The 21,431-nt window shown below is 51.5% G+C and carries 23 protein-coding genes; 21 read left to right on the forward strand and 2 right to left on the reverse strand.

Features of this window, described 5'->3' with window-relative positions; translation table 11 throughout:
• Positions 1–316 precede the first annotated feature (316 nt).
• From AAFN83_RS04755 to araA, 5 genes are all read left to right on the forward strand, one after another.
• The gene (locus AAFN83_RS04755; RefSeq protein WP_347767517.1) at positions 317–553 is read left to right on the forward strand and encodes a hypothetical protein; all 237 of its coding nucleotides are present in this window, start codon (positions 317–319) and stop codon (positions 551–553) included.
• Positions 554–674: 121 nt separating this feature from the next.
• A complete protein-coding gene (locus AAFN83_RS04760) occupies positions 675–1,592 on the forward strand; it encodes a GNAT family N-acetyltransferase (protein ID WP_481810474.1) in 918 nt (305 codons plus the stop codon).
• A 451-nt stretch (positions 1,593–2,043) separates the two neighbouring features.
• Positions 2,044–3,660 (forward strand): xylulokinase, encoded by a 1,617-nt coding sequence (locus AAFN83_RS04765; RefSeq protein ID WP_347767519.1) that lies wholly within the window; start codon positions 2,044–2,046, stop codon positions 3,658–3,660.
• A gap of 2 nt (positions 3,661–3,662) precedes the next feature.
• A complete protein-coding gene (locus AAFN83_RS04770) occupies positions 3,663–4,358 on the forward strand; it encodes an L-ribulose-5-phosphate 4-epimerase (RefSeq protein ID WP_347767521.1) in 696 nt (231 codons plus the stop codon).
• Positions 4,359–4,406: 48 nt separating this feature from the next.
• Complete coding sequence (araA, locus tag AAFN83_RS04775; RefSeq protein WP_347767523.1) at positions 4,407–5,831, forward strand: L-arabinose isomerase; 1,425 nt, start codon at positions 4,407–4,409, stop codon at positions 5,829–5,831.
• Positions 5,832–5,913: 82 nt separating this feature from the next.
• On the opposite strand, the gene AAFN83_RS04780 is transcribed toward araA, so the two are convergent.
• A complete protein-coding gene (locus AAFN83_RS04780) occupies positions 5,914–6,621 on the reverse strand; it encodes a hypothetical protein (RefSeq protein ID WP_347767524.1) in 708 nt (235 codons plus the stop codon).
• The gene (locus AAFN83_RS04785) at positions 6,611–7,117 is read right to left on the reverse strand and encodes an RNA polymerase sigma factor (RefSeq protein ID WP_347767525.1); all 507 of its coding nucleotides are present in this window, start codon (positions 7,115–7,117) and stop codon (positions 6,611–6,613) included. The genes AAFN83_RS04780 and AAFN83_RS04785 overlap by 11 nt, the downstream gene beginning before the upstream one ends.
• Positions 7,118–7,284: 167 nt before the next feature.
• Here AAFN83_RS04785 and AAFN83_RS04790 point away from each other — a divergent pair, with 167 nt between their 5' ends.
• The 16 genes from AAFN83_RS04790 to nrdF all read left to right on the forward strand — a co-directional run bounded on the left by AAFN83_RS04790 (position 7,285) and on the right by nrdF (position 21,395).
• The gene (locus AAFN83_RS04790) at positions 7,285–7,953 is read left to right on the forward strand and encodes a TetR/AcrR family transcriptional regulator (protein WP_347767526.1); all 669 of its coding nucleotides are present in this window, start codon (positions 7,285–7,287) and stop codon (positions 7,951–7,953) included.
• Between the two features lie 37 nt (positions 7,954–7,990).
• Positions 7,991–9,187, forward strand: coding sequence for an MFS transporter (locus AAFN83_RS04795; RefSeq protein WP_347767527.1), 1,197 nt, complete (start codon positions 7,991–7,993; stop codon positions 9,185–9,187).
• Positions 9,188–9,211: 24 nt separating this feature from the next.
• On the forward strand, positions 9,212–9,946 hold the full coding sequence (locus tag AAFN83_RS04800) for an alpha/beta hydrolase (protein ID WP_347767528.1): 735 nt from the start codon (positions 9,212–9,214) through the stop codon (positions 9,944–9,946).
• Positions 9,947–10,083: 137 nt separating this feature from the next.
• Positions 10,084–12,231, forward strand: coding sequence for an alpha-galactosidase (locus AAFN83_RS04805; protein ID WP_347767529.1), 2,148 nt, complete (start codon positions 10,084–10,086; stop codon positions 12,229–12,231).
• 170 nt (positions 12,232–12,401) lie between these two features.
• Positions 12,402–12,776 carry a MerR family transcriptional regulator gene (locus AAFN83_RS04810; RefSeq protein ID WP_347767530.1) on the forward strand — a complete coding sequence of 125 codons (375 nt, stop codon included), beginning with the start codon at positions 12,402–12,404 and terminating at the stop codon, positions 12,774–12,776.
• Positions 12,773–13,096 carry a thioredoxin gene (gene trxA, locus AAFN83_RS04815; protein ID WP_347767531.1) on the forward strand — a complete coding sequence of 108 codons (324 nt, stop codon included), beginning with the start codon at positions 12,773–12,775 and terminating at the stop codon, positions 13,094–13,096. The genes AAFN83_RS04810 and trxA overlap by 4 nt, the downstream gene beginning before the upstream one ends.
• Positions 13,097–13,233: 137 nt before the next feature.
• Positions 13,234–13,545, forward strand: coding sequence for a (2Fe-2S) ferredoxin domain-containing protein (locus tag AAFN83_RS04820; RefSeq protein WP_347767532.1), 312 nt, complete (start codon positions 13,234–13,236; stop codon positions 13,543–13,545).
• A gap of 366 nt (positions 13,546–13,911) precedes the next feature.
• Positions 13,912–14,070, forward strand: a complete 159-nt coding sequence (locus AAFN83_RS04825; protein ID WP_347767534.1) for a helix-turn-helix domain-containing protein — start codon at positions 13,912–13,914, stop codon at positions 14,068–14,070.
• A gap of 6 nt (positions 14,071–14,076) precedes the next feature.
• Positions 14,077–14,469 carry a response regulator gene (locus tag AAFN83_RS04830; RefSeq protein ID WP_347767535.1) on the forward strand — a complete coding sequence of 131 codons (393 nt, stop codon included), beginning with the start codon at positions 14,077–14,079 and terminating at the stop codon, positions 14,467–14,469.
• 144 nt (positions 14,470–14,613) lie between these two features.
• Entirely contained in the window at positions 14,614–14,904 is a 291-nt protein-coding gene (locus AAFN83_RS04835) for a hypothetical protein (RefSeq protein ID WP_347767537.1), read from the forward strand.
• 130 nt (positions 14,905–15,034) lie between these two features.
• The gene (locus tag AAFN83_RS04840; RefSeq protein WP_347767539.1) at positions 15,035–16,369 is read left to right on the forward strand and encodes a putative DNA modification/repair radical SAM protein; all 1,335 of its coding nucleotides are present in this window, start codon (positions 15,035–15,037) and stop codon (positions 16,367–16,369) included.
• The gene (locus tag AAFN83_RS04845) at positions 16,348–17,202 is read left to right on the forward strand and encodes a TIGR03915 family putative DNA repair protein (RefSeq protein ID WP_347767541.1); all 855 of its coding nucleotides are present in this window, start codon (positions 16,348–16,350) and stop codon (positions 17,200–17,202) included. The genes AAFN83_RS04840 and AAFN83_RS04845 overlap by 22 nt, the downstream gene beginning before the upstream one ends.
• On the forward strand, positions 17,199–17,495 hold the full coding sequence (locus AAFN83_RS04850; protein ID WP_347767543.1) for a putative quinol monooxygenase: 297 nt from the start codon (positions 17,199–17,201) through the stop codon (positions 17,493–17,495). The genes AAFN83_RS04845 and AAFN83_RS04850 overlap by 4 nt, the downstream gene beginning before the upstream one ends.
• A gap of 436 nt (positions 17,496–17,931) precedes the next feature.
• Entirely contained in the window at positions 17,932–18,291 is a 360-nt protein-coding gene (gene nrdI, locus AAFN83_RS04855) for a class Ib ribonucleoside-diphosphate reductase assembly flavoprotein NrdI (RefSeq protein ID WP_347767545.1), read from the forward strand.
• The gene (gene nrdE, locus AAFN83_RS04860) at positions 18,278–20,365 is read left to right on the forward strand and encodes a class 1b ribonucleoside-diphosphate reductase subunit alpha (RefSeq protein ID WP_347767547.1); all 2,088 of its coding nucleotides are present in this window, start codon (positions 18,278–18,280) and stop codon (positions 20,363–20,365) included. Before nrdI ends, nrdE begins: the two co-directional genes overlap by 14 nt.
• 70 nt (positions 20,366–20,435) lie before the next feature.
• Complete coding sequence (nrdF, locus tag AAFN83_RS04865) at positions 20,436–21,395, forward strand: class 1b ribonucleoside-diphosphate reductase subunit beta (RefSeq protein WP_347767548.1); 960 nt, start codon at positions 20,436–20,438, stop codon at positions 21,393–21,395.
• Positions 21,396–21,431 lie beyond the last annotated feature (36 nt).

Below are 21,431 nucleotides of genomic sequence, written 5' to 3' on the forward strand. Positions count from 1 at the left end.
AGAATAGTCATTCCATAAAAAACTTACTGAATTCTATTTCGTTCAGAGTGGATGGTTGGTTTATGAGAGCTTTTATCTGACGATGAGCTAATGGTAAGGCATATGAAACAAGGGGATAGTATGGTAGTGGCCCCCTTAAGTGTGGTGGTTGTTCCAGATAATACATTCATTGCGTCCAGAGATGGCCAAATTACTGCTTTTTCCACACTAAAGGTTAATATCGAAGAAATAAAAAAACTTGTTCGTCGAAGGGAGTAGGCATCCTCTGTCCAACATTTCTGACGTCACTATGGAAGTCCTTAGGGAGTTCTTTGATATGCGAGAAGAAGAGGGTTTAGACCTTTTTATTGAGTCAGTCGGCGTGTGTTCTAAAGACCTGCCTAAGATTGCTGAAATTTTTCGGATGGGTGAATTTGAGGGGAATTGGGGAGAGGTTTTGGAGGAGTTGGTAGACTCCTTCGAGATCGACTTAGAGGAGGAAGATTACGCTGCCTTGGATGAAGCGATGAAGGGATGGCCTCTTCCTGCGGAGGGTTTTGATAACGATTTGTGACATATATCGGTGTTCGGTCCAATATAAAGATTTATTCCCTCTGCCTGAATCCATAACTGTAGTAACATGGTGGTGGAGAGACGATCAATCTAATCAAAGAGTTAAGAGGAGAATGAGTCCCTTGAAATGGATAAGGAAACCTTGGATAAAATTACGAGAAACCCTCGATCAAGAGGATTATCAGCGGATTCATGAGCTTCAGGAGCTTTGCCTTCATGCCGATCAAACGGCCCTGAAACTCGAGCTTGAGTACAAGCTTGGAGTCGCTCAAACAGAAGCAAAGAACTCCGGCATTCAACAAATGAATGAATTCATGTATTTCGATGACCAGCAACTAATCGGATACATGGGGATATCCAGTTTCGGAGGGATCGGATCGCAAATTGAAGTGAATGGCATGGTACATCCAGAATATAGGCGACAAGGCGTGTATCGTCATTTGTTTACGTTGGTCAAGGAGGAGTGGAACCGACGTGACGCAAAAAGCATGCTCCTTCTAAGCGATAGAAAGTCGGTTGCCGGGCAATGGGTTACTCAAGGAACTGGAGCGAGACTCGATCATTCCGAATACGAAATGGTTTTGGATCGAGAGCAATTTGAACTCCTTCCAAGTAGGAAACGTGAAATTACATTTAGAAAAGCAAACAATGGGGATGCTCAAGAGATTTCGAGACAAAATGAGATTTATTTCGGCGACGAACCGGAATTGATCCTGCCCGAGGACGAAGAAGCAAGGGGCATCATGATTTATTTAGCAGAAAAGGATCAACAGATCCTAGGGAAGGTCCATCTTCAGCTGTTATCTCAAGTGGGCGGTATTTACGGCCTGGGCATATTGCCGGAATACCGGGGATATGGATTTGGACGTGGGGTGCTGATCATGGCCGTCGAAAAACTAATCGAAGCGAATGCAAGCAGCATTATGCTGCAAGTGGCGACGGAAAATGCGAATGCTCTGCATTTGTATAAATCTTGCGGGTTCATCGAGACATCAACCATGGATTATTATGAGTTGAAAAAGGAAGCAGATAACGGATGAATACCGTCTTGTAGCAGGTTATGCGAATTGGATGATCGGGTAGAAAAGAAGCTGCCGAGAACGTCTCGGCAGCTTTCCTATTGTTCCGTTCCATTGACTACTTCTTGATAACAGATGATAATGTACGTACATATACAAGTTGGAACTTCTGAAATGTAAGCAAAATAGTATAAATATGTAGAAGTAATTGTGCAAATCCCATGATTATCGGGAAAAGAAAGCGCCATCATACAACGACTTAGAGAAGGTCACGACTTATGTAGGTATAACGAGTAGATCGAATTGACAAATGTACGTACAAAAAATATACTAAGGCTGTCAGTAAGGGAAAGCGTCTTCTTTTGATCGAAATCTCCGATTGTTCCGTTGAATGGCCGGTTTGATCGGAAGCAGCGATATTCGAATTGAGCGTTAGGGTAAACCTGCGAATAGAGAGGAGACATACGGGACCATGAATCAGGTAGACTTGAGTGCGATGATCACCAAGGGCGAGACTTCCCTTGGCATCGAATTTGGTTCCACGCGGATCAAAGCGGTGCTGATTGATCGTCGGTTCCAGACGATCGCATCGGGAAGCTATGAGTGGGAAAATCAGTTGAAGGACGGCTATTGGACGTACAACCAGGAGGATATCATCGTTGGCCTCCAAACTGCCTATCGTGAAATGAAGCAGGAAGTGGAGCGGAATTATGGAGTCACCCTGCGGACTGTGGGTTCGATCGGATTTTCCGCTATGATGCACGGGTACATGGCCTTCGACAGCGCGGGGGATCTGCTGGTACCGTTTCGGACTTGGCGCAACGCGACAACCGGAGTGGCAGCAAGGGAACTAACGGACTTGTTCCGGTTCAATATTCCCGAGCGCTGGAGCATTGCTCACTTGTATCAAGCCGTATTAAATCAAGAGGAGCATGTTCCGCGCCTTGATTTTGTAACAACGCTAGCTGGATACATCCACTGGCTCCTTACCGGCACGAGAGCGATCGGCATCGGCGATGCTTCCGGCGTCTTCCCGATTGATGAAGCAACTCACAATTACCATCCCGCGATGGTTAAGCAATTCGATGAGCATATCGCAGCCAAAGGCTATCCGTGGAAGCTTGAGGATCTTCTTCCCAACGTGCACCTCTCCGGCGAGCAAGTGGGGCATTTAACGGAAGAGGGAGCCGCTATTCTGGACCCTGCCGGGGATCTGCAGCCCGGTATTCCATTCTGCCCTCCAGAAGGTGACGCCGGTACGGGCATGGTTGCGACGAACAGTGTGAGGAAACGGACAGGAAACGTATCAGTCGGCACTTCCGTTTTTGCGATGATCGTATTGGAAAAGGAATTGTCCAAGGTTTACCCGGAGATCGACATGGTTACGACGCCGAATGGCAGCCCGGTCGGAATGGTGCATGCGAATAACTGCTCAAGCGATCTTAACGCTTGGATGGGGTTGTTCCGTGAATTCTCCGAAGCGATGGGATTCCAGGTGGATTCCGGGAAATTGTTTGGCGTGCTGTTGAACAAAGCCCTTGAAGCGGATCCGGACGGCGGCGGCTTGCTCAGCTACGGCTATCTCTCCGGTGAAAACATTACGGGACTTGACCATGGCCGGCCGTTATTCGTTCGCTCGCCGGAAAGCAATTTTACGTTAGCGAATTTCATGCGTACGCACTTATTTACGGCCTTCGGAGCATTGAGGCTCGGGATGGGTATTTTGACGGAGAACGAAGAAGTGGCTATTGACCGCATATTGGCACACGGCGGACTCTTCAAAACGCCTGTCGTCGGACAAAAGGTTTTGGCTGCTGCTCTGAATGTGCCGATCTCGGTCATGTCCACGGCCGGGGAAGGCGGGGCATGGGGCATGGCGCTTCTAGCCTCTTACCTGATCAACCAGGATCAAGGAGAGAGCCTGGAGGACTTCCTCGAACAGAAGGTCTTCCGGGATGTGAAAGGGCAGGAGATGGCTCCAGACGCAGCGGATGTACAAGGGTTTGAAGAATTTATCGAACGGTACCGAGCAGGGTTGGCCATTGAACAGGCCGCTGTAGACCATCTGGTTGAGAACGGGAGGGGCTAACGTTGTTAGAACAGCTGAAAGAAGAGGTTTACCAAGCGAATCTGGACTTGCCGAAGCACGGACTCGTCAAATTCACTTGGGGCAATGCGAGCGCTGTCGATCGGGAAAGCGGCCTGTTCGTGATCAAACCGAGCGGGGTCAGCTATGAAAAGATGAAACCGAGCGACATGGTCGTGGTGGATCTCGACGGGAATGTCGTCGAGGGAGAACTGAGGCCGTCCTCCGATACCGCGACTCATGCTGTATTGTATAAGCACTATCCGCAGATTGGCGGCATCGTGCATACCCACTCGACCTGGGCAACCATCTGGGCGCAAGCGGGATTGGATGTGCCGGTCATGGGCACGACGCATGCTGATACCTTCTATGGCGCCGTACCATGCGCCCGTTTCCTGAATCAAGAGGAGATCGACAGGGGCTACGAAGCGGAAACAGGGCATGTCATCATTGAAACGTTCGAGCAGCGGGGATTGGATGTCATGGCGATTCCGGCCGTTCTGCTCCAGGGGCATGCACCTTTCACATGGGGGAAGGACGTGCAATCGGCGGTTGTAAGCAGCGTCGTCCTGGAGGAAGTATGCAAAATGAATTTGTTTGCACGGGAATTGAATCATTTTGCTAAAGAACTGCCGCAAAGCATTCTGGATAAGCACTACCTTCGCAAACACGGAAAAGATGCCTACTACGGGCAGAAGTAAGGGTTCTGTCCAAGAGGAAAGACAAATCAAGAAAAGAGGATGATGAGGATGTCAGCAACAGCAGCAAAACAGTTTTGGTTTGTCGTAGGTTCTCAGCATTTGTACGGAGAAGAAGCTCTGGCGGAAGTGAAAGCTCATGCGCAGACGATGACTGATGCTTTGAATAACAGCGGGGTGCTTCCTTATCCGCTTGTCCTGCAGGACCTGGCTGTCAGTGCGGATAAAATTACAAGCGTCATGAAAGAGATCAACTATCGCGATGAAGTGGCGGGGGTTATCACGTGGATGCATACATTCTCACCTGCCAAAATGTGGATTCGCGGGACGAAATTGCTGCAGAAGCCTCTGCTTCACTTGGCAACCCAGTTCAATGAAAGCATTCCTTGGGCAACGATCGACATGGACTTCATGAACCTGAACCAGGCTGCCCACGGAGATCGCGAATACGGCTTCATTAACGCCCGTCTGAAGAAGCAAAATAAAATCGTCGTAGGCTACTGGGAACGTCCGGACGTTCAGCAGCAACTTGCCGATTGGATGGACGTCGCGGTTGCTTATAACGAAAGCTTCACCATCAAGGTTGCCCGCTTCGGCGACAACATGCGCAACGTAGGCGTAACGGAAGGGGATAAGGTCGAAGCCCAAATTCAATTCGGATGGACCGTGGACTACTTTGGCATCGGCGACCTTGTGCAGTATGTGAATGCTGTTACCGAACAGGAAATTCATGATCTGTTGGCCCAGTATGCGGAGCTCTATGAGTTCGATTACGGTACGTACAGCAAAGAAGCCTGGGAAGCCAGCGTGAAAGTTCAAGCCAGCTACGAAATTGCCATCAAGCGGTTCCTGGACGAGAGAGGGTATAATGCGTTCACGACGAACTTCGAGGATTTGCATGGGATGAAACAGCTTCCCGGTCTTGCCGTCCAACGTCTGATGGAGCAGGGCTACGGCTTTGCCGGCGAGGGCGACTGGAAGACGGCAGCACTCGATCGCTTGCTGAAAGTGATGAGCCGCCATCAAAACACGGGCTTTATGGAGGATTACACCTACGAGATGGCAGCCGGTCAGGAAGCCATCCTGCAATCCCATATGCTCGAGGTGGACCCGTCCTTGGCAAGCAGCAAGCCGAAAGTCGTTGTTTCCCCGCTTGGTATCGGCGATCGTGAAGACCCGGCGCGTCTGGTGTTTGACGGGAAGGCTGGAGAGGGCGTCGTCGTATCGATGGCTGACTTCGGCACTCATTATAAGTTGCTGATCAACGAGGTTTCCGCATTCGAGCCGACGGTTCCTGCTCCCAAGCTTCCCGTGGCTCGTGTCCTGTGGACCGTGAAGCCGAATTTCCAGGATGGGGTCAAAGCCTGGATCGAGAATGGCGGGGGGCATCATACCGTCGTTTCCCTGAACCTGACGACCGACCAAATCGTGACATTCGCCAAGCTGGTTAACTTGGAGTACGTGGTGATTAAGTAATCGATATGCGAATCCCCCTCTAGCAGTTGCCTACTAGAGGGGGATTTTTTGCGTTTCCACCTTGAAAGACCCCATATGACGTCTAATTTCCATACTCTTTCCAATACTTCTCTAAGCGGTCCTTAAGTGCAGCGTCCAGATCTTTCCCTTCCTCTGCATCCAAATTGGCGCCCCCGATGGCCATCGCCAATTCCTGACTAAGTCCACGCACTCCTCCTGACATGCCCAACTCAGGCAGCCAATCCATTTGGGAGTACCACCGCTCCGCATAATCTTTGGTTCCGCCAGCGTTCCTCACGATATACAAGCGATGCAGGATGTTCGTGTCGTCTCGATAGCTATAGTAAAAGTATCCCTTCTTTTTAAGCGCCTCCGAAATATTGATTTTTTCTCCGTTTACGCTTACGATGAGGCGCCCCCAGGATTTCTGAACGAGCCAAGGCCCATTGTGGGGGCTGATCGTAACCTTCATATTCCTGCCTTCAATTTCATAGTGCGAGGTATCGCCGTTTGCAAAAGTGACCGTCTGTCCTTTTCCATTAAAATAGCGGTCGTATAACTTTTCGATATCGCCGGATACTGCAGCATATGCGGTTGCCGAGATGAGGAGTATGAGCAAGCTGGCAGATAGCGAGATCAGTATTTTGCGATAGGAGGCTCGTCTATGTATCTCTTGGCTTGGTTCATGGGCGACCAGGCGCTGCCGTTCGATGGCTGTCCACATGTTTTCTTTCTGATTCTCGGTTGGAGAAATGGCCTCGAAAAGTTGATTGATATGATTATTTTTCATAGTGGCCTCCTAAGCTTACCTTCATGAGCGTTCGTCCCTTCGCCAGCTGGGTTTGAATCGTGCTTTCTTTACGGATGAGTATGTTCGCGATTTCTCTGACGGAATACTCTTCGAAATAATAAAGGTAGAGTACGATTTTGTATTTATCAGGCAACGCCAGTAGCTGATCAAGGACCTCTCCCGAGCCATCGTTGTCATCTCTCCAAACCGCCTCCGGCAAACGTGTCAGCTCGACTTTCCGCGTTCTCCACCAGCTTTTCAGGAAATCCTTGCAATAGTTTCGGGTCGTTACGATAAGCCATGCCTTCTCATGCTCGGGGTCAGCAAAAGACGTGTTGGACTTCAAAAGTTTCAGAAAAATCGATTGAACCGCATCCTCCGAATCGGTTGAATTTTTGAGATACATGAAGCAAATCCGATAAATCATTTCAACGTTCCGTTTATAAATGTCATCCATGCTTTCACCTCGTATATGTATAACACGATCAGGGACCAAGAAATATCCTTCTATCATACACAAAATGAGGCGTTGGCGATCCGTTCAGGAGTAAGCATCCCTAGTCTACCCCTTTATTTTTTTCGGACTACCGTGATATAATTAGTTTCAACATGATAGTCCAACTATCAGGTACTCCAAATCTTTAGAAACCGAGGACACTCTTTATGGATTTAAGAGACAAAAGGAAGAATGAGGTAGACCATCAAAAAGAGCTGCGCAAAGAAGAGGTGATTCAGGCTGCGATTACCGTATTCAAAGAAAATGGGATCGAAAATACGAAGATGACGGACATTGCCAAGAGCGCTGAGGTTGGAGTTGCCTCGATCTATCGTTATTTCAAGACAAAGCCGGAGCTTGTGATTGAAGTAGCCATAAGAGCCTGGGAAATCACCATTACTGCCTATCTTAAGGATTTTGATCAAACCGAATACATAGCTCGGAACGGGATCCAAAGGGTTGAAGCCTTATTATCTGTTTTCTTGACTCTTTACAAAGAGCATAAGGAGTTTTTGCGATTTATTGAAGAGTTTGATAACTACATGATCAAGGAGAAAATTTCCCCGGATCGATTAGCCGTCTATGAGAAGACCATCTTGAATCTGATGCCGTTCATGATGGATGCGCTGGAGAAAGGTAAAAAGGATGGAAGCATTAAACCATCGGTTCACAGTGAAGAGTTTTATATGACGCTAACCCATGCGCTGATCAGCTTGTGCCAAAAGCTCATTTCACGAAACTTCATCCTTACGAGCGATCAAGAAATCGATGGGGAGTCGCAAGTGAAACTGATGATCGACATGGCCATTCACTACATAAGCAACGGGACTCCGTGACGATTGATTGGTGAACTACAATAGAAGAGGTGCAGCAATGAATAAAAAAGCATTACCCTATTTGATCGGACTTCCCAACTTAGGCGTGGGACTGCTATGGGCCATGAATATGACACTCATACCTATGCTGGTGGCCACTTTTCATGTTAGCAATATGAAGGCGGGATTTCTTATTACAATGGGCTCCTTCACCGGGATTTTTGTCCAGTACATAGCCGGAGTCCTGAGTGATCGATCCAAGTTTAAAATGGGTAGACGGAAACCGTTCATCCTGATGGGGACGCTGCTTACGACGATCTCCATGTGCTTTTTACCTTTTGCCCCTAGCTACTGGTCCTTGTTTGTCCTTGCATTTTTCTTCTACTTTAGTCTGAATTTCTATCAAGGCCCTTATTATTCATTGATTCCAGAGACGGTAAATGATAATCAACTCGGACTCGCGAACGGTTTCTCAAAGGTTGTTAGTGTTCTGGGCGGAGCTTTTATCTTTGTTATGGGACCTAAGCTTTGGGACAACCCAAGCTCGTTCAATCAGAATCATAGTCTCCCTTTCTTTGTAAGCGCTTTACTGGGGATACTAACCGTTGTCGTCACCTTGATCTTCATTAAGGAGAAACCGGCAAGTACCGACTACAAACGCACCAAGTTTGCCTTTGACTTCTATAAATATCCGTCCGCCATGAAATTGTTTGCAGCCATCTTTTTCATTTATCTTGGATACGGAAGCATTACTCCTTACTTTGTGAAATATTGCATCAATCAATTAAACGTAAGTGCAGATACCGCGAGCTTTTCACTGCTATTGCTTACGATAACAGGGGCGATCTTCGCGTACCCCTTAGGCGTCCTTTCCGATAAAATAAAGCGGAAAACAGTCATGCTGCTGGGTGCGATTCTTTTCGTTATTGCCATTTTCTCAGGAATCTTTATTAGCGGGACCGTTGGCTTATATGTGGTGATGTCGGTGATCGGTATCGGATTTATTGCGATTCAGGTGACCTCCTACGCCATGCTTGCTGAAGTGGTTCCACGGGATCGATTGGGAGAATTTATGGGGATTTTCAACTTTTTTGTTTCATCCTCGCAATTTATTGCAGGCCTTCTTATGGGGGTATTGCTGGATTCCGTAGGGTATAAGATCTTTTTCCCGTTAGCCGGGTTCTGGATTGCGATTGCCGTATGCATTCTATGGACAAGTGAAATAGAGAAACAACCGGCAGAGGATCGGATGTAGAGGAGATAGGAGTGGAGTTTCCATATGGAACATATCGAGTGGAAGAAGGAATTTTTCTTCTCAGGAAATGAGACAGGCTGCCTGCTGATTCACGGATTCACCTCCACACCTGCCGAGGTCAGAGAGCTTGGAGAGAATCTTAACAAAGCGGGGTATACAGTGCTTGGAGTTCGACTAGCGGGGCACGGAACGGTACTTGAGGAGATGGAGAAGGCTGCCTATACAGATTGGATAAAGTCAGTTGAAGATGGGTATGCAAGGTTACGGGAACGCTGTTCCACCATCCATGTGATTGGTCATTCTATGGGGGGCGTATTGGCTCTATATATCGCTGAAAATGCGAAGGTGAACAAAGTTGTTGCTCTCGCGCCAGCCCTGGTCACGAAAGATCCGGCGGCCAAGTATGCCGGTATCGCCAAGTATTTTATGAGATACAGTGAATGGGCAGAAGGAGAACGACCCGAAGAAGAATCAAAATACTTATTGGGGTATAGGAAGATCCCGGTTAGCAGCGTACATGAAATGAACAAACTCCAACGAATCACAAGAAAATCATTACACAAGATAACGCAGCCTGTATTGATCCTACATGCCTTGAACGATAACGCGATTCATGAACGAGGCATTGATCTGATCGAAAAGGGTGTTTCCTCAAATGAGGTGAAGAAGCTGCATCTACAAAATTGCGGACACAATGTAACCGTGGAGAAAGAGAAGGATACGGTGTTTCAAGCGGTCCTTGATTTTTTAGAGTCTTGATGCGAGGGCAGGGGAGGCTGACTTGAAGAACGGTACATCATGACAGGCATTGCCGACACCATGCCATTCATTCCCTGAGGACGCTTCGGTATAATGACATACGTACGGACTAAAGCGAGAACAGGAGTGTTCAACCCGTGAAGATTCGCGTTCAGGAAAATGAGTTGCTGTTTCATCTGCAAGGAGAGACCGTCAGCTATATCATGCAGGTGGTAGACGGCGAGCTGGTTCATCAATATTGGGGCAAGAAGCTGCGGGACACCGGCAACCTCTCCATGCTGCCGCACACGCCGAAATCGGACAATCTGGATATGCTTCATCAAGAGTATCCGCAATATGGAAACGGCGACTTCCGCAACCCGGCTTATCAGATCAAGCTGGAGGACGGCTCGCGTATCACTCATTTGAAATATGACAGCTATCGCATCCTTTCCTGCAAGCCGGTTTTGAAAGGGCTTCCGGCCGTTTATTCGGAAAAGGAGGACGACACCCTCACGCTGGAGATCACCCTGAAGGACGCGTATTCCGGCCTTGCGGTGGTTATGAGCTACAGCGTGTTCGCCGGCTCGGACGCCGTTGCACGCTCGTCGCGTCTCGTGAACGAAGGCGGTAAGCGCCTGCACCTGCTTCGCGCGCTCAGCGCCAGCGTCGACCTCGACGTGTCTGACTATGAGGCGCTGTACCTGGCTGGAGCCTGGTCCCGCGAAGCGCATCTTCAGCGCCGCCCGCTTGGACCGGGCAGCACGAAGCTGGAGAGCCGCCGCGGCATGAGCGGCCATCAGCTGAACCCGTTCCTCGCTCTCGTGAGCCCGGATGCCGGGGAAGAGCAAGGAGAGGTGTACGGCTTCAGCCTCGTGTACAGCGGCAACTTCCTGGCAGAAGCCGAAGTCGACTTCATGCAGAAGGTGCGCGTGCAGATCGGTATGAACCCGTTCGACTTCGATTGGGTTCTCGAAGCAGGCGATTCATTCCAGACGCCGGAGGCGGTGCTGGTCTATTCCGCTGAAGGACTGGGCGGCATGTCCCGCACCTATCACAAGCTGTACCGGACCCGGCTGTGCCGCGGGGAATACCGCGATCAGGTTCGGCCGATTCTGGTGAACAACTGGGAAGCCACGTACTTCAACTTCACCGCGGACAAGATCGAAGAGATCGCCAAGGTTGGATCGGAGCTCGGCATCGAGCTGTTCGTGCTGGACGACGGCTGGTTCGGCAAGCGCAACGACGACACAACCTCGCTGGGCGACTGGTTCGTGAATGAAGAGAAGCTGCCGCTTGGTCTTGGGAATCTTGCGGAGCGCATCAACAAGCAAGGCCTGAAATTCGGCCTCTGGGTTGAGCCGGAGATGATCTCTCCGGAGAGCGAGCTGTACCGCGCTCATCCCGACTGGTGCCTGCACGTGGAGGGACGCCGCCGCACCGAGGCGCGCACCCAGCTGGTTCTCGACCTGTCGCGCAAGGAGATCGAAGATTACCTCTTCGACACGCTGAGCGGCATCTTCGGATCGATTCCGCTCAGCTACGTGAAGTGGGACATGAACCGCAGCCTTACCGAGATCGGCTCGGCCGATGCGCCGGCTGAACGTCAAGGCGAGATCGCCCACCGCTACATGCTGGGGGTCTACAGCCTGATGGAGCGCATCACAACTGCGTTCCCGCACATCCTGTTCGAAAGCTGCTCCAGCGGCGGCGGCCGATTCGATCCGGGTATGCTCTACTACATGCCGCAAGCATGGGCGAGCGATGACACCGACAGCGTGGAACGGTTGAAGATTCAATACGGCACCAGCCTCATCTATCCCGTCAGCTCCATCGGCGCTCACGTATCGGCCGTGCCGAACCACCAGGTCGGCCGGTTCACGCCGCTCTCGATGCGCGGAGATGTAGCCATGTCCGGTAACTTCGGCTACGAGCTGGACCTCACTCGCTTTACGGAGGAGGAGCGCATCGAAGTCAAGCGTCAGATCGCATTGTACAAGGACATTCGCAGCATTATTCAACAAGGTGAGCTCTACCGCCTCAAGAGCCCGTTCGAGCACAAGGAAACCGCGTGGATGTTTGTCTCGGAAGACAAGACGGAAGCAATCGCGTTCTACTTCAAGGTGCTCGCGGAGCCGTTCGGCCCGCAAATCAACCTGCGCTTCCGCGGCCTCGATCCGGAGAAGAACTACGAGGTGGAAGGCTTTGGGACGTATGGCGGAGACCGGCTCATGCAGGTCGGCCTGTCCTTCGATCCGCTGAAGGGCGATTACGCCAGCACGATTTTCCGCCTGACCGCGGTGTAAACGATAGCATGGGTTTGAGAACGAAAGGCGAGTTCACCCGCAAGCGGTGCTCGCCTTTTCTCAATCTCCTTTGTGTGCAGCAGCTCGAAGAGTTTTTCAATTCGCCCTTGACTCTGACACTAATGTCAGGGTTTATTCTGTAGACAGCCATATGAAGGGAGTTGCGTTCGGTGAGGATAGGGGAATTGTCGCGGCAGACCGGAGCGAGCGTTCGCTCTCTGCGCCACTATGAGGAAAAGGGCTTGCTGACCGCAAGCCGGCTGGAGAGCGGCTACCGGGATTATAACGCGCTGGCGGTCGACCAGGTGAAGACCATCCGGTTCTATTTGTCACTCGGGTTTACGACCGAACAGATCGCGAGCTTTCTCACCTGTGTGATGATGAACAAGGAAGCCTTTTGTCAGCAAATCCTGCCGATCTATGAGCAGAAGCTGAAGGAGCTCGACGAGCAGATCGTGCTGCTGTCGGGCATTCGGGCCAACCTGACCGAACGCATCACTTCGATATGGGCAGAAGCAGAACCGAAAGGGAGTCGAGAAGAATGAGTGTACCTACCGTAGAGAAGGATGGCTTTGAGAAGGTGATCGGCACAGGAAAGCCTGCGCTGATTGAGTTCGGCGCAGCCTGGTGCTCGCCTTGCCGAATGTTGAATCCGGTGCTGGAGGAGCTTCAGGAGGAGTTCGGTTCGGAGGTGTCGGTTGCCAAGGTGAATGTCGATGCATCGCCGGAGCTGGCCTCTGCATTTGGCGTCATGAGCATGCCCACGGTGCTTCTCTTCCATCGCGGCGAGGCGGTCGAGAAGCTGATCGGTCTTCGACCAAAGAAGGCTTATCAAGAGCTGGTTGCCACCGCTGTGTTAGGATAACTCACTCAGAATATGGATATTTTGAAACAAATGCTCAATGGAACCCGTTGGTGTAAGAAAGATCATAAGCGCTTCGAACGAAATCGCCTATAATTCTCAAAAACCGGTCATGAATTCTGACGTGGAGGCGGATGAGAATGAATATGCGAATGAAGGCGCTCAAGCATCACGTGTTCTTTTGCTCGAGTGAGCATTGCAACAACCAAGAAACCGAGCCCGTGATGGAGAGCTTCAAGGAGCAGTTGGCGGAGCACGGCATCCTGAAGGAAGTCAAGATCAACAAATGCAGCTGTCTCGGGCTGTGCGGCAACGGGGCCTTCATGCTGGTCTATCCCGAAGGCATCTGGTATTATGACTTGACTCCAGAGGATATCCCGCAGATCGTCGAGGAGCATTTTGTCGGCGGCGAGGTTGTGGAAGAGAAGATGATGATGCGGCTGGGCCGCTGACGGCTTTTCAATGTGATCCCCTATCATGCAAGAAGAAGACTGATCCCCCTTGTAGAGTAGAATCCTCTGCATAGAGATCAGTCTTTTCAATTTCGGAGTGATGATACTAACGTTCCTTCGCTTGTTATGCCACTATAGGATTTCGAAGCTCAGGTTAACGCTAAGTAAAATGGAATTGAATAACCTTCGTTAGGAATGCCCGTAGATTCTTGATACACTTTTCTTAGTAAGAGACTGCGACGAAATAAGTACCGCTAAATGGCTGACAAAACTCCCAGAACCGTGGAGCTTTGTCAGCCAAAGCGGATCCTAATTTCCTCGCAGCTCCTTAGTACTTGCTAATGAAAAGAATCGGAGGGTGCAACCGTGAACATCGGTAATAAAATTCAGGAATTACGTAAGACGAATGGGATTACACAAGAAAAGCTCGCTGCCGAAATGGGGGTTTCGATAGCTGCTATCTCAAAATGGGAAAATGCTAATTCCATGCCGGATATTCTTATGCTGTGCTCATTAGCGGACTAATTTCATGTGACTACCGATGAATTACTAGGACGAAAAGATACGAAATTGTCATTCATTGTTGCCGATGATGTAGACTTCATCTGTGATTCGATTGAGTCGATCCTAAAAAAAGGCAAACATGAATGCCTGGCTAAAGTGAACAATGGTCTTCAACTGTTAGCTGAGATCGAGAAAGCAGCACCCGATGTCATTTTCTTGGATATCAATATGCCTGAGATGGATGGATTAACGGCGCTCGAGAAAATCCAAAAACAAGGTCTCAACGTTAAGGTCATTATGGTTTCTGCAGATTCTTCAACAGAAACAAAAGAGAAAGCCATTGAGCTTGGTGCAATCGGATATATTACGAAGCCGTTTTTGCCAGAGCATATTGAAACGGTAATCAAAACGATGGAGTGACCATGGGAAACTGCGTTCTCATGCTCGGAAGCAAGTTTCGCTATACCCAATGATCACTTGTTCGCACTCATTCTTAGGGGTATTCTGTAAGCGCTAACGAATAAAGGCTGAACAGATAAAAAACACGAAAGATGAGGATACCCCGTGGCCGCTATAGGGAATGATCTGCAAACTTTGGATTGGGTTAACCAGCACTGGGATCTGCCGGCGATCCAATCGGTTGAAAGCATTCGTACTCCGCATGGAGGAGTTCTTCGGTTTACCTTCTCGGATGAGACTATACGTTTTCTAAAAAGGATGGAGGACGAGGAACGCATCCATACAACCGTCCGCATTACGGAAATGCTTGCGCTGCACGGAGTTCTTGTCGCCGAGATTGTGCAAGCGAGAGATGGACAATGGGGCGTGAAGCATGAGGAGGCTCATTACCTTTAGGCTAGCGTAACCAAAAGCCCTGATTCGTTGGAAAATCGGACGAATCAGGGCTTTTTCACGTAGCGGTTAGTGCTGTCATTGACAAGAACACCTGTTCTTATCTATACTGAAGAGAACAGGAGGGAATCGCATGGACGTCATTGACAAGCTGACGATATTGACGGATTCGGCCAAATACGATGTAGCCTGCACCTCAAGCGGAGTGAACCGGTCGAATACGCCGGGAACCCTTGGCAACGCCGTTTCGATGGGTATCTGCCACAGCTTCTCGGCCGATGGACGCTGCATTTCGCTGCTGAAGGTGCTCATGACGAATGTCTGCATCTACGACTGCGCCTATTGCGTCAATCGCAAATCGAACGACACCCGCCGCGCCGCCTTCACGCCTCGCGAGCTGGCGGATCTGACCATTCAATTTTATCGGCGCAATTACATAGAAGGATTGTTCTTAAGCTCAGGGATCATGCGCAATCCGGATTATACGACAGAGAAGCTGATCGAGACCCTCGACCTGCTGCGTACGGAATATCGGTTTGGCGGCTATATTCACGTGAAGGCGATCCCTGGGGCGGCCCCGGAGCTGCTGACGCGGCTCGGGCACCTGGCGGACCGCATGAGCGTCAACATCGAGCTGCCTTCGCAGGACAGCCTCAAGCAGTTGGCACCGGACAAGAGCAAGGAATCCATTCTCCTGCCGATGGGGCACTTGAAGGAGCGGATCGCAGAGAACAAGACGGACATCGTCCAGTATAAGCATGCGCCTAAGTTCGCTCCTGGGGGACAAAGTACGCAGATGATTGTCGGCGCTACTCCGGATACGGATTACCGCATTCTGAACCTGAGCGAGGGGCTCTATCGCAAGTTCAAGCTGAAACGGGTGTTCTATTCCGCATACACCCCCGTTTTAGAGCATTCCTTGCTTCCGGCTCTCGACGTGAAGCCGCCGCTTCTTCGCGAGCACCGGCTGTACCAGGCTGATTGGCTGCTGCGGTTTTATGGGTTTGAGGCGAAGGAGCTGCTCGACGAGAAGAATCCGAACTTCAATCCCCTCATCGACCCCAAATGCAATTGGGCCATTCATCATATGGAGCAATTTCCCTTAGAGGTGAACCGTGCTCCCTATGAGATGCTCCTTCGGGTTCCTGGCATCGGGGTCAAGAGCGCTCAGCGCATCCTGAAGGCAAGGAGAGCCGGTATGCTTGATTTCATTGCCCTGAAGAAGCTGGGCGTCGTCTTGAAGCGCGCCCAATACTTTATTCTGTGCAACGGACGCACGCTGGAAGGGCTCCGCATTACACCGGATTCGGCCCTTCGCGCTCTTGTGTCCGACAGTATGAAGAAGAAGCTGCCGATGGCTCCCGCAGTGGAGCAGTTGTCCTTCTTCGATGAACTGGACCCAGGAAGCTCCCTTCATCAGACCGTCAGTCGGGAGGACGTGGTGCAATGCTTGACCGGACAGATGTAGTGTTTCTCTATGACGGTACTTACGAGGGCTTGCTCACCTGTGTCTTTGAAAGCTATGCGCGCAAGATCCTACCGCTTGATATTTTGTCGGAGAGCTCCGAAGAGGGGCTTCTCTTCGATACGGTCTATATCGAGACAGAGGGGGAGAAAGCCCGGCGAGTGGAGACCGGCATCCGTACGAAGCTGGGAGAAGAAGCGCTGGGTGTGGTGCGCGACGGATGCTTAACCTGTCACCCGCACAAGGAGCTGCTCCTGCTCCGCTACATTCGCCTCGGCTTTCAGAAGGGGCGCTCTGCGTTTAACCGACTTGCGGAGGAGCCGATGCATTCGCTCAACAAGGCCGTGCAGAATCTGCGCCGCGAAGCACACCTCTACACAGGCTTTGTTCGCTTTGCCTCCCACGGGCAAGTGCTGATCGCCGAGATCGAGCCGGAGAACCAGGTGCTTCCGGTGATTGCGGATCATTTCAGCGACCGCTTCAGCGGAGAAGCCTTTCTCATCCACGACCGCACGCATCGCCGGGCGCTTGTGCACCGCCCGAACGAGTATGTTATCATGGACGTGGACGAGCTGACCCTGCCGTCGGAGAGCCCCGATGAGGGAAGCTACCGGGCCATGTGGCAGCGATTCTACGAGACCATTGCCATCCAAGCGCGAGTGAACCCGCGCGGCAGAATGAACCATATGCCGAAGCGATTCTGGAAGCTTCTGCCCGAGATGGAGTCGGCTCGGATCGCGGAAGCCGCAGAGCGGTACACCGTTTCCCTGGAGGATAAGGGGCGCTCGCCGAAGGAAGAGGAGCAAAGAGGTCAACAGGAGGAGAACAACCGATGATCATTATCCACGCAGACATTTTTGTCCTGCCCGACAAGAAAGCAGACTTCCTGGAGGCAGCCAAGCCGCTGATCGCAGCGTCGCAGGCCGAAGAGGGCAATCTTCGGTATACCCTGACGGAGCAGACGGACCAAGAGGATGCCTTTACCATGGTGGAGGTATGGAAGGACCAGCAAGCCGTTGAAGCGCATAACGGCTCGGAGCATTTCCAGACCTTCATGCGTCAGGCTCCGGCTTTCGCATCGAAGCCCTCTCAAATCCATGTATTCGCGGGTACGGAAGTGAAGGGGTAACCCCTCCGTTTCAAAACTGCTTTATGCGGTTAATCATTTACCTGGCTAGAAAGCCGGTACTTGCTGTGAATCGCATCACGTTTTTTTTCAAACGGAATTGCCAATTGGGGCCGCTCTCCGGGGCGGCTTTTCTCTGTGCGGAATGTCGATAGCAGCGGGAAAGGAAGCGTTTTTCATCCGCAGCCTTCTCGATTTTGAGATTGGTTTTCCTGGTTTTCAGTGGTAAGCTGTCAAGCCCTTTTGGACAAAAAATGTGATTGACATCACTAGATATTGACGCTACATTAGGTAGTACCGACTACATATGGTGTTTCGAACAATTGTTCGAGGTGTATAGAACACTAGCAAGAGGAACGGGCTCTCTGACTCAAAGCTGAGTTCGGAAGAGCCGTTTCCTCTCTTGCAGTGGCAAGTCTCAGGAAAGGGGAGTTCCATCGTGGTTGTGGTCTATGATTCCAAGACGGGCAATGTGAAGAGGTTTGTGCAGAAGCTGAAGCTTCCCGCCGTCCAAATTCACGACTCCTTGAAGCTCGACGAGCCATTCGTGCTCGTCACGTATACAACCGGCTTCGGCCAGGTGCCGGAGCGGGTAGCCGCTTTCCTGCGGGACAACCATGAGCTGCTGCTCGGGGTCTCTGCAAGCGGCAACCGGAACTGGGGCGACAAATTTGCCCGCAGTGCCGATTTGATCGCGGAGCAATACGCGGTGCCGGTGATCAGCAAGTTTGAGCTGTCGGGCACGTGGGGAGACGCGGAACGATTTAATCAGGAGGTGAGCCGGGTTGCGGCATATTGAGCTGAACAACATGTTGATGAAGCTGGACCCGAACGGGTTTTATCAGCTGGACAAGGACCGCGAGGCGGTTCGAGTGTTTACGGAGGAAGTCAGTAAGAAGAGCCTGACCTTCCGCGATACGGCGGAGAAGGTTCGCTATATGATCGACAACGATTACTATGAGAAGAATCTCTTGGATCACTATACGATGGAGGAAGTAGAGTTCGTCTATGCAACGGCACATGGCTACCACTTCGAATTCCCTTCGTATATGGCGGCATCCAAGTTCTATACAGACTACGCGGTGAAGACGAACGACCGCTCGCTATACCTGGAGCATTACCCGGACCGGGTAGCGATCGTCGCCCTGCACCTTGCACGCGGCAACGTAAACACCGCGCTCACGCTGACGCGCTCGATGATGGAACAGCGCCTGCAGCCGGCGACCCCGACCTTCCTGAATGCCGGGAAGAGCCGTCGCGGCGAGATGGTCTCCTGCTTCCTGCTGGAGATGGATGACACCCTGAACTCCATCAACTACGTCCTGAATACGTGCATGCAGCTTTCGAAGATCGGGGGCGGCGTGGCCGTCAACCTGTCGAAGCTTCGCGGCCGCGGCGAACCGATCAAGGGCGTCGAAGGAGCCGCTAAGGGCATCATGCCCGTTCTGAAGCTGATGGAGGATGCGTTCTCCTATGCCGACCAGATGGGCCAGCGCAAAGGCTCCGGAGCAGCCTACTACAACATTTTCGGCTGGGACCTCATGGAGTTCCTGGACAGCAAGAAGATCAACGCCGACGAGCGGACACGCCTCAAGACATTGTCGATCGGCCTCATCGTGCCGAACCGCTTCTACAAGCTGGCGCAGGACAACGAGCCGCTGCACATCTTTGCCCCGTACAGCATCTACAAAGCCTATGGCGTACATATGGACGACCTGGACATGGATGAAATGTACGATACGCTGCTTGCCGACAACCGCGTGAAGAAGAAGGTTGTCATGAGTGCGCGCGACATGCTGACGAAGATTGCAACCGTGCAGCTCGAATCCGGCTATCCCTACATCATGAACCGCTCCAACGCCAACAAAGGCCATGCGCTCGGACCGATCGGCCAAATCAAGATGTCGAACCTGTGCACGGAGATCTTCCAGCTCCAGGAGACGACCGAGATCGCCGATTACGGCCAAGCCGATACGATCCGCCGCGATATCAGCTGCAACCTGGCCTCGCTCAACATTGTCAACGTGATGGAAAAGCGCAAGCTGCGCGAATCCGTCCACGAAGGCATGATCGGGCTTACGGCAGTCAGCGACATGACCACCATTCAGAACGCTCCCGGCGTCGTCAAGGCGAACCGCGAGATGCACTCGGTTGGCCTCGGCGTCATGAACCTGCATGGGTATTTTGCCAAGAACAAGATTGCCTACGAGAGCAACGAAGCGAAGGAATTCGCCCGCGCGTTCTTCATGGCGATGAACTTCTTCTCGCTCGAGAAGAGCTCGGAGATCGCAGCCGAGCAAGGAGAGAGCTTCTGTGACTTCGAGAAAACGGATTACGCAAGCGGCGTTTACTTTGACCGCTACCTGACCACCGATTTCCGTCCGACGAGCGACCGTGTGAAGGCGCTATTCGAAGGAATGGAGCTGCCGGGACCGGCCGATTGGGCCGAGCTGAAGGGGAAGGTCATGAAGAATGGCTTGTACCACGCGTACCGGATGGCCATCGCGCCTACGGCCAGCATCTCCTACATCCAAAACGCGACGTCGAGCGTCATGCCTGTCGTGGAACGGATCGAAACCCGCACGTATGCGAACTCGACGACCTACTACCCGATGCCTTATCTGCAGCCGGACAACCTGTTCTTCTACAAATCGGCTTATCAGATGGACCAATTCAAGGTGCTCGACCTGATCGCCGAGATTCAAGCTCATGTCGATCAAGGCATCTCGACCGTCCTGCACGTCAACAGCAACGTGACGACTCGCCAACTAGCGCGATACTACTTGTACGCCGCTCACAAAGGGCTGAAGTCTCTCTACTACACGCGGACCAACAAGCTGTCCGTTGAGGAATGCCTCGTCTGCTCCGTTTAATGATACCCGAGTCTTCGGAGAGGGCGGTGCCCCCGTCATCTTCGAAGCAGCAAGGAAGGGAAGGAAGACCATGAGTGCGATCAAAGCCGTGAACTGGAACCGGCCTGACGATGATTTTTCGAAAATGTTCTGGGACCAGAATATCATGCAGTTCTGGACCGATGATGAAATTCCGCTGTCGGACGACAAAATGGTCTGGGTGACCCTGAACCCGGAACAACGCGATGCCTATATGAAGGTGCTCGGCGGGCTCACGCTTCTCGACACGATTCAAGGCGGAGTGGGCATGCCGCAGATCATGGAGCAGGTGGAGGGCCTTCAGCGCAAGGCGGTCCTCGCGTTCATGGGCATGATGGAGCAAATCCATGCCAAGTCGTACAGCAGCATCTTCACAACGCTGGCTTCCACGGAGGAGATCGATGCGGTCTTCCAGTGGGTCGAGGAGAATCCTTATCTGCAAAAGAAGGCCGAGACGATCCGTCAGTACTACACGGATATCCAAACGCCGAAGCAGCTTTTCCTCGCCATGTGCGCATCGGTCCTTCTGGAGAGCTACCTGTTCTATAGCGGCTTCTTCTATCCGCTTTATCTCGCCGGACAAGGGAAGATGACTTGCAGCGGCGAAATCATCGACTTGATCCTACGCGATGAGAGCATTCACGGGGTCTATGTGGGTGTTCTCGCCCAAGAGATCTATGCCTCCCTGAGCGAGGAGGAGCAAAAGGACGTCTATGAGACACTCATCGGCCTGCTGCGCTACCTTCACGCTAACGAGGAGCAGTACACCGAACAGATTTATACCGAGATCGGCCTCGTGGACGAGGTGAAGATCTTCCTTCGCTATAACGCCAACAAGGCGATGATGAACCTGGGCTTCGATCCGCTCTTTCCGGAGGAAGAAGTGAACCCGATCGTCTTCAACGGCATCAGCACGCATACGAAGCAGCATGACTTTTTCTCCAAAAAAGGCAACGGCTATGTCCGTGCACTCAATGTCGAGCCGCTGACCGACGAGGACTTTATCTTCTAACTTCTCCGTAGAGGCTGACAAAAAACACCTTTAAGG

Origin of the sequence: Gorillibacterium sp. CAU 1737 (assembly GCF_039888655.1) — a bacterium.
In the GTDB taxonomy this organism is placed as follows: Bacteria; Bacillota; Bacilli; order Paenibacillales; family NBRC-103111; genus Gorillibacterium.

Bases quoted from the DNA above. Each gene is read 5' to 3' on its own strand.
- AAFN83_RS04795 (WP_347767527.1), top strand. From the start codon at position 7,991: ATGAATAAAAAAGCATTACCCTATTTGATCGGACTTCCCAACTTAGGC.
- trxA (WP_347767531.1), top strand. From the start codon at position 12,773: ATGAGTGTACCTACCGTAGAGAAGGATGGCTTTGAGAAGGTGATCGGC.
- nrdF (WP_347767548.1), top strand. From the start codon at position 20,436: ATGAGTGCGATCAAAGCCGTGAACTGGAACCGGCCTGACGATGATTTT.
- AAFN83_RS04820 (WP_347767532.1), top strand. From the start codon at position 13,234: ATGAATATGCGAATGAAGGCGCTCAAGCATCACGTGTTCTTTTGCTCG.
- araA (WP_347767523.1), top strand. From the start codon at position 4,407: ATGTCAGCAACAGCAGCAAAACAGTTTTGGTTTGTCGTAGGTTCTCAG.
- AAFN83_RS04840 (WP_347767539.1), top strand. From the start codon at position 15,035: ATGGACGTCATTGACAAGCTGACGATATTGACGGATTCGGCCAAATAC.
- AAFN83_RS04790 (WP_347767526.1), top strand. From the start codon at position 7,285: ATGGATTTAAGAGACAAAAGGAAGAATGAGGTAGACCATCAAAAAGAG.
- AAFN83_RS04845 (WP_347767541.1), top strand. From the start codon at position 16,348: ATGCTTGACCGGACAGATGTAGTGTTTCTCTATGACGGTACTTACGAG.
- AAFN83_RS04755 (WP_347767517.1), top strand. From the start codon at position 317: ATGCGAGAAGAAGAGGGTTTAGACCTTTTTATTGAGTCAGTCGGCGTG.
- AAFN83_RS04765 (WP_347767519.1), top strand. From the start codon at position 2,044: ATGAATCAGGTAGACTTGAGTGCGATGATCACCAAGGGCGAGACTTCC.
- AAFN83_RS04850 (WP_347767543.1), top strand. From the start codon at position 17,199: ATGATCATTATCCACGCAGACATTTTTGTCCTGCCCGACAAGAAAGCA.
- AAFN83_RS04800 (WP_347767528.1), top strand. From the start codon at position 9,212: ATGGAACATATCGAGTGGAAGAAGGAATTTTTCTTCTCAGGAAATGAG.
- AAFN83_RS04780 (WP_347767524.1), bottom strand. From the start codon at position 6,621: ATGAAAAATAATCATATCAATCAACTTTTCGAGGCCATTTCTCCAACC.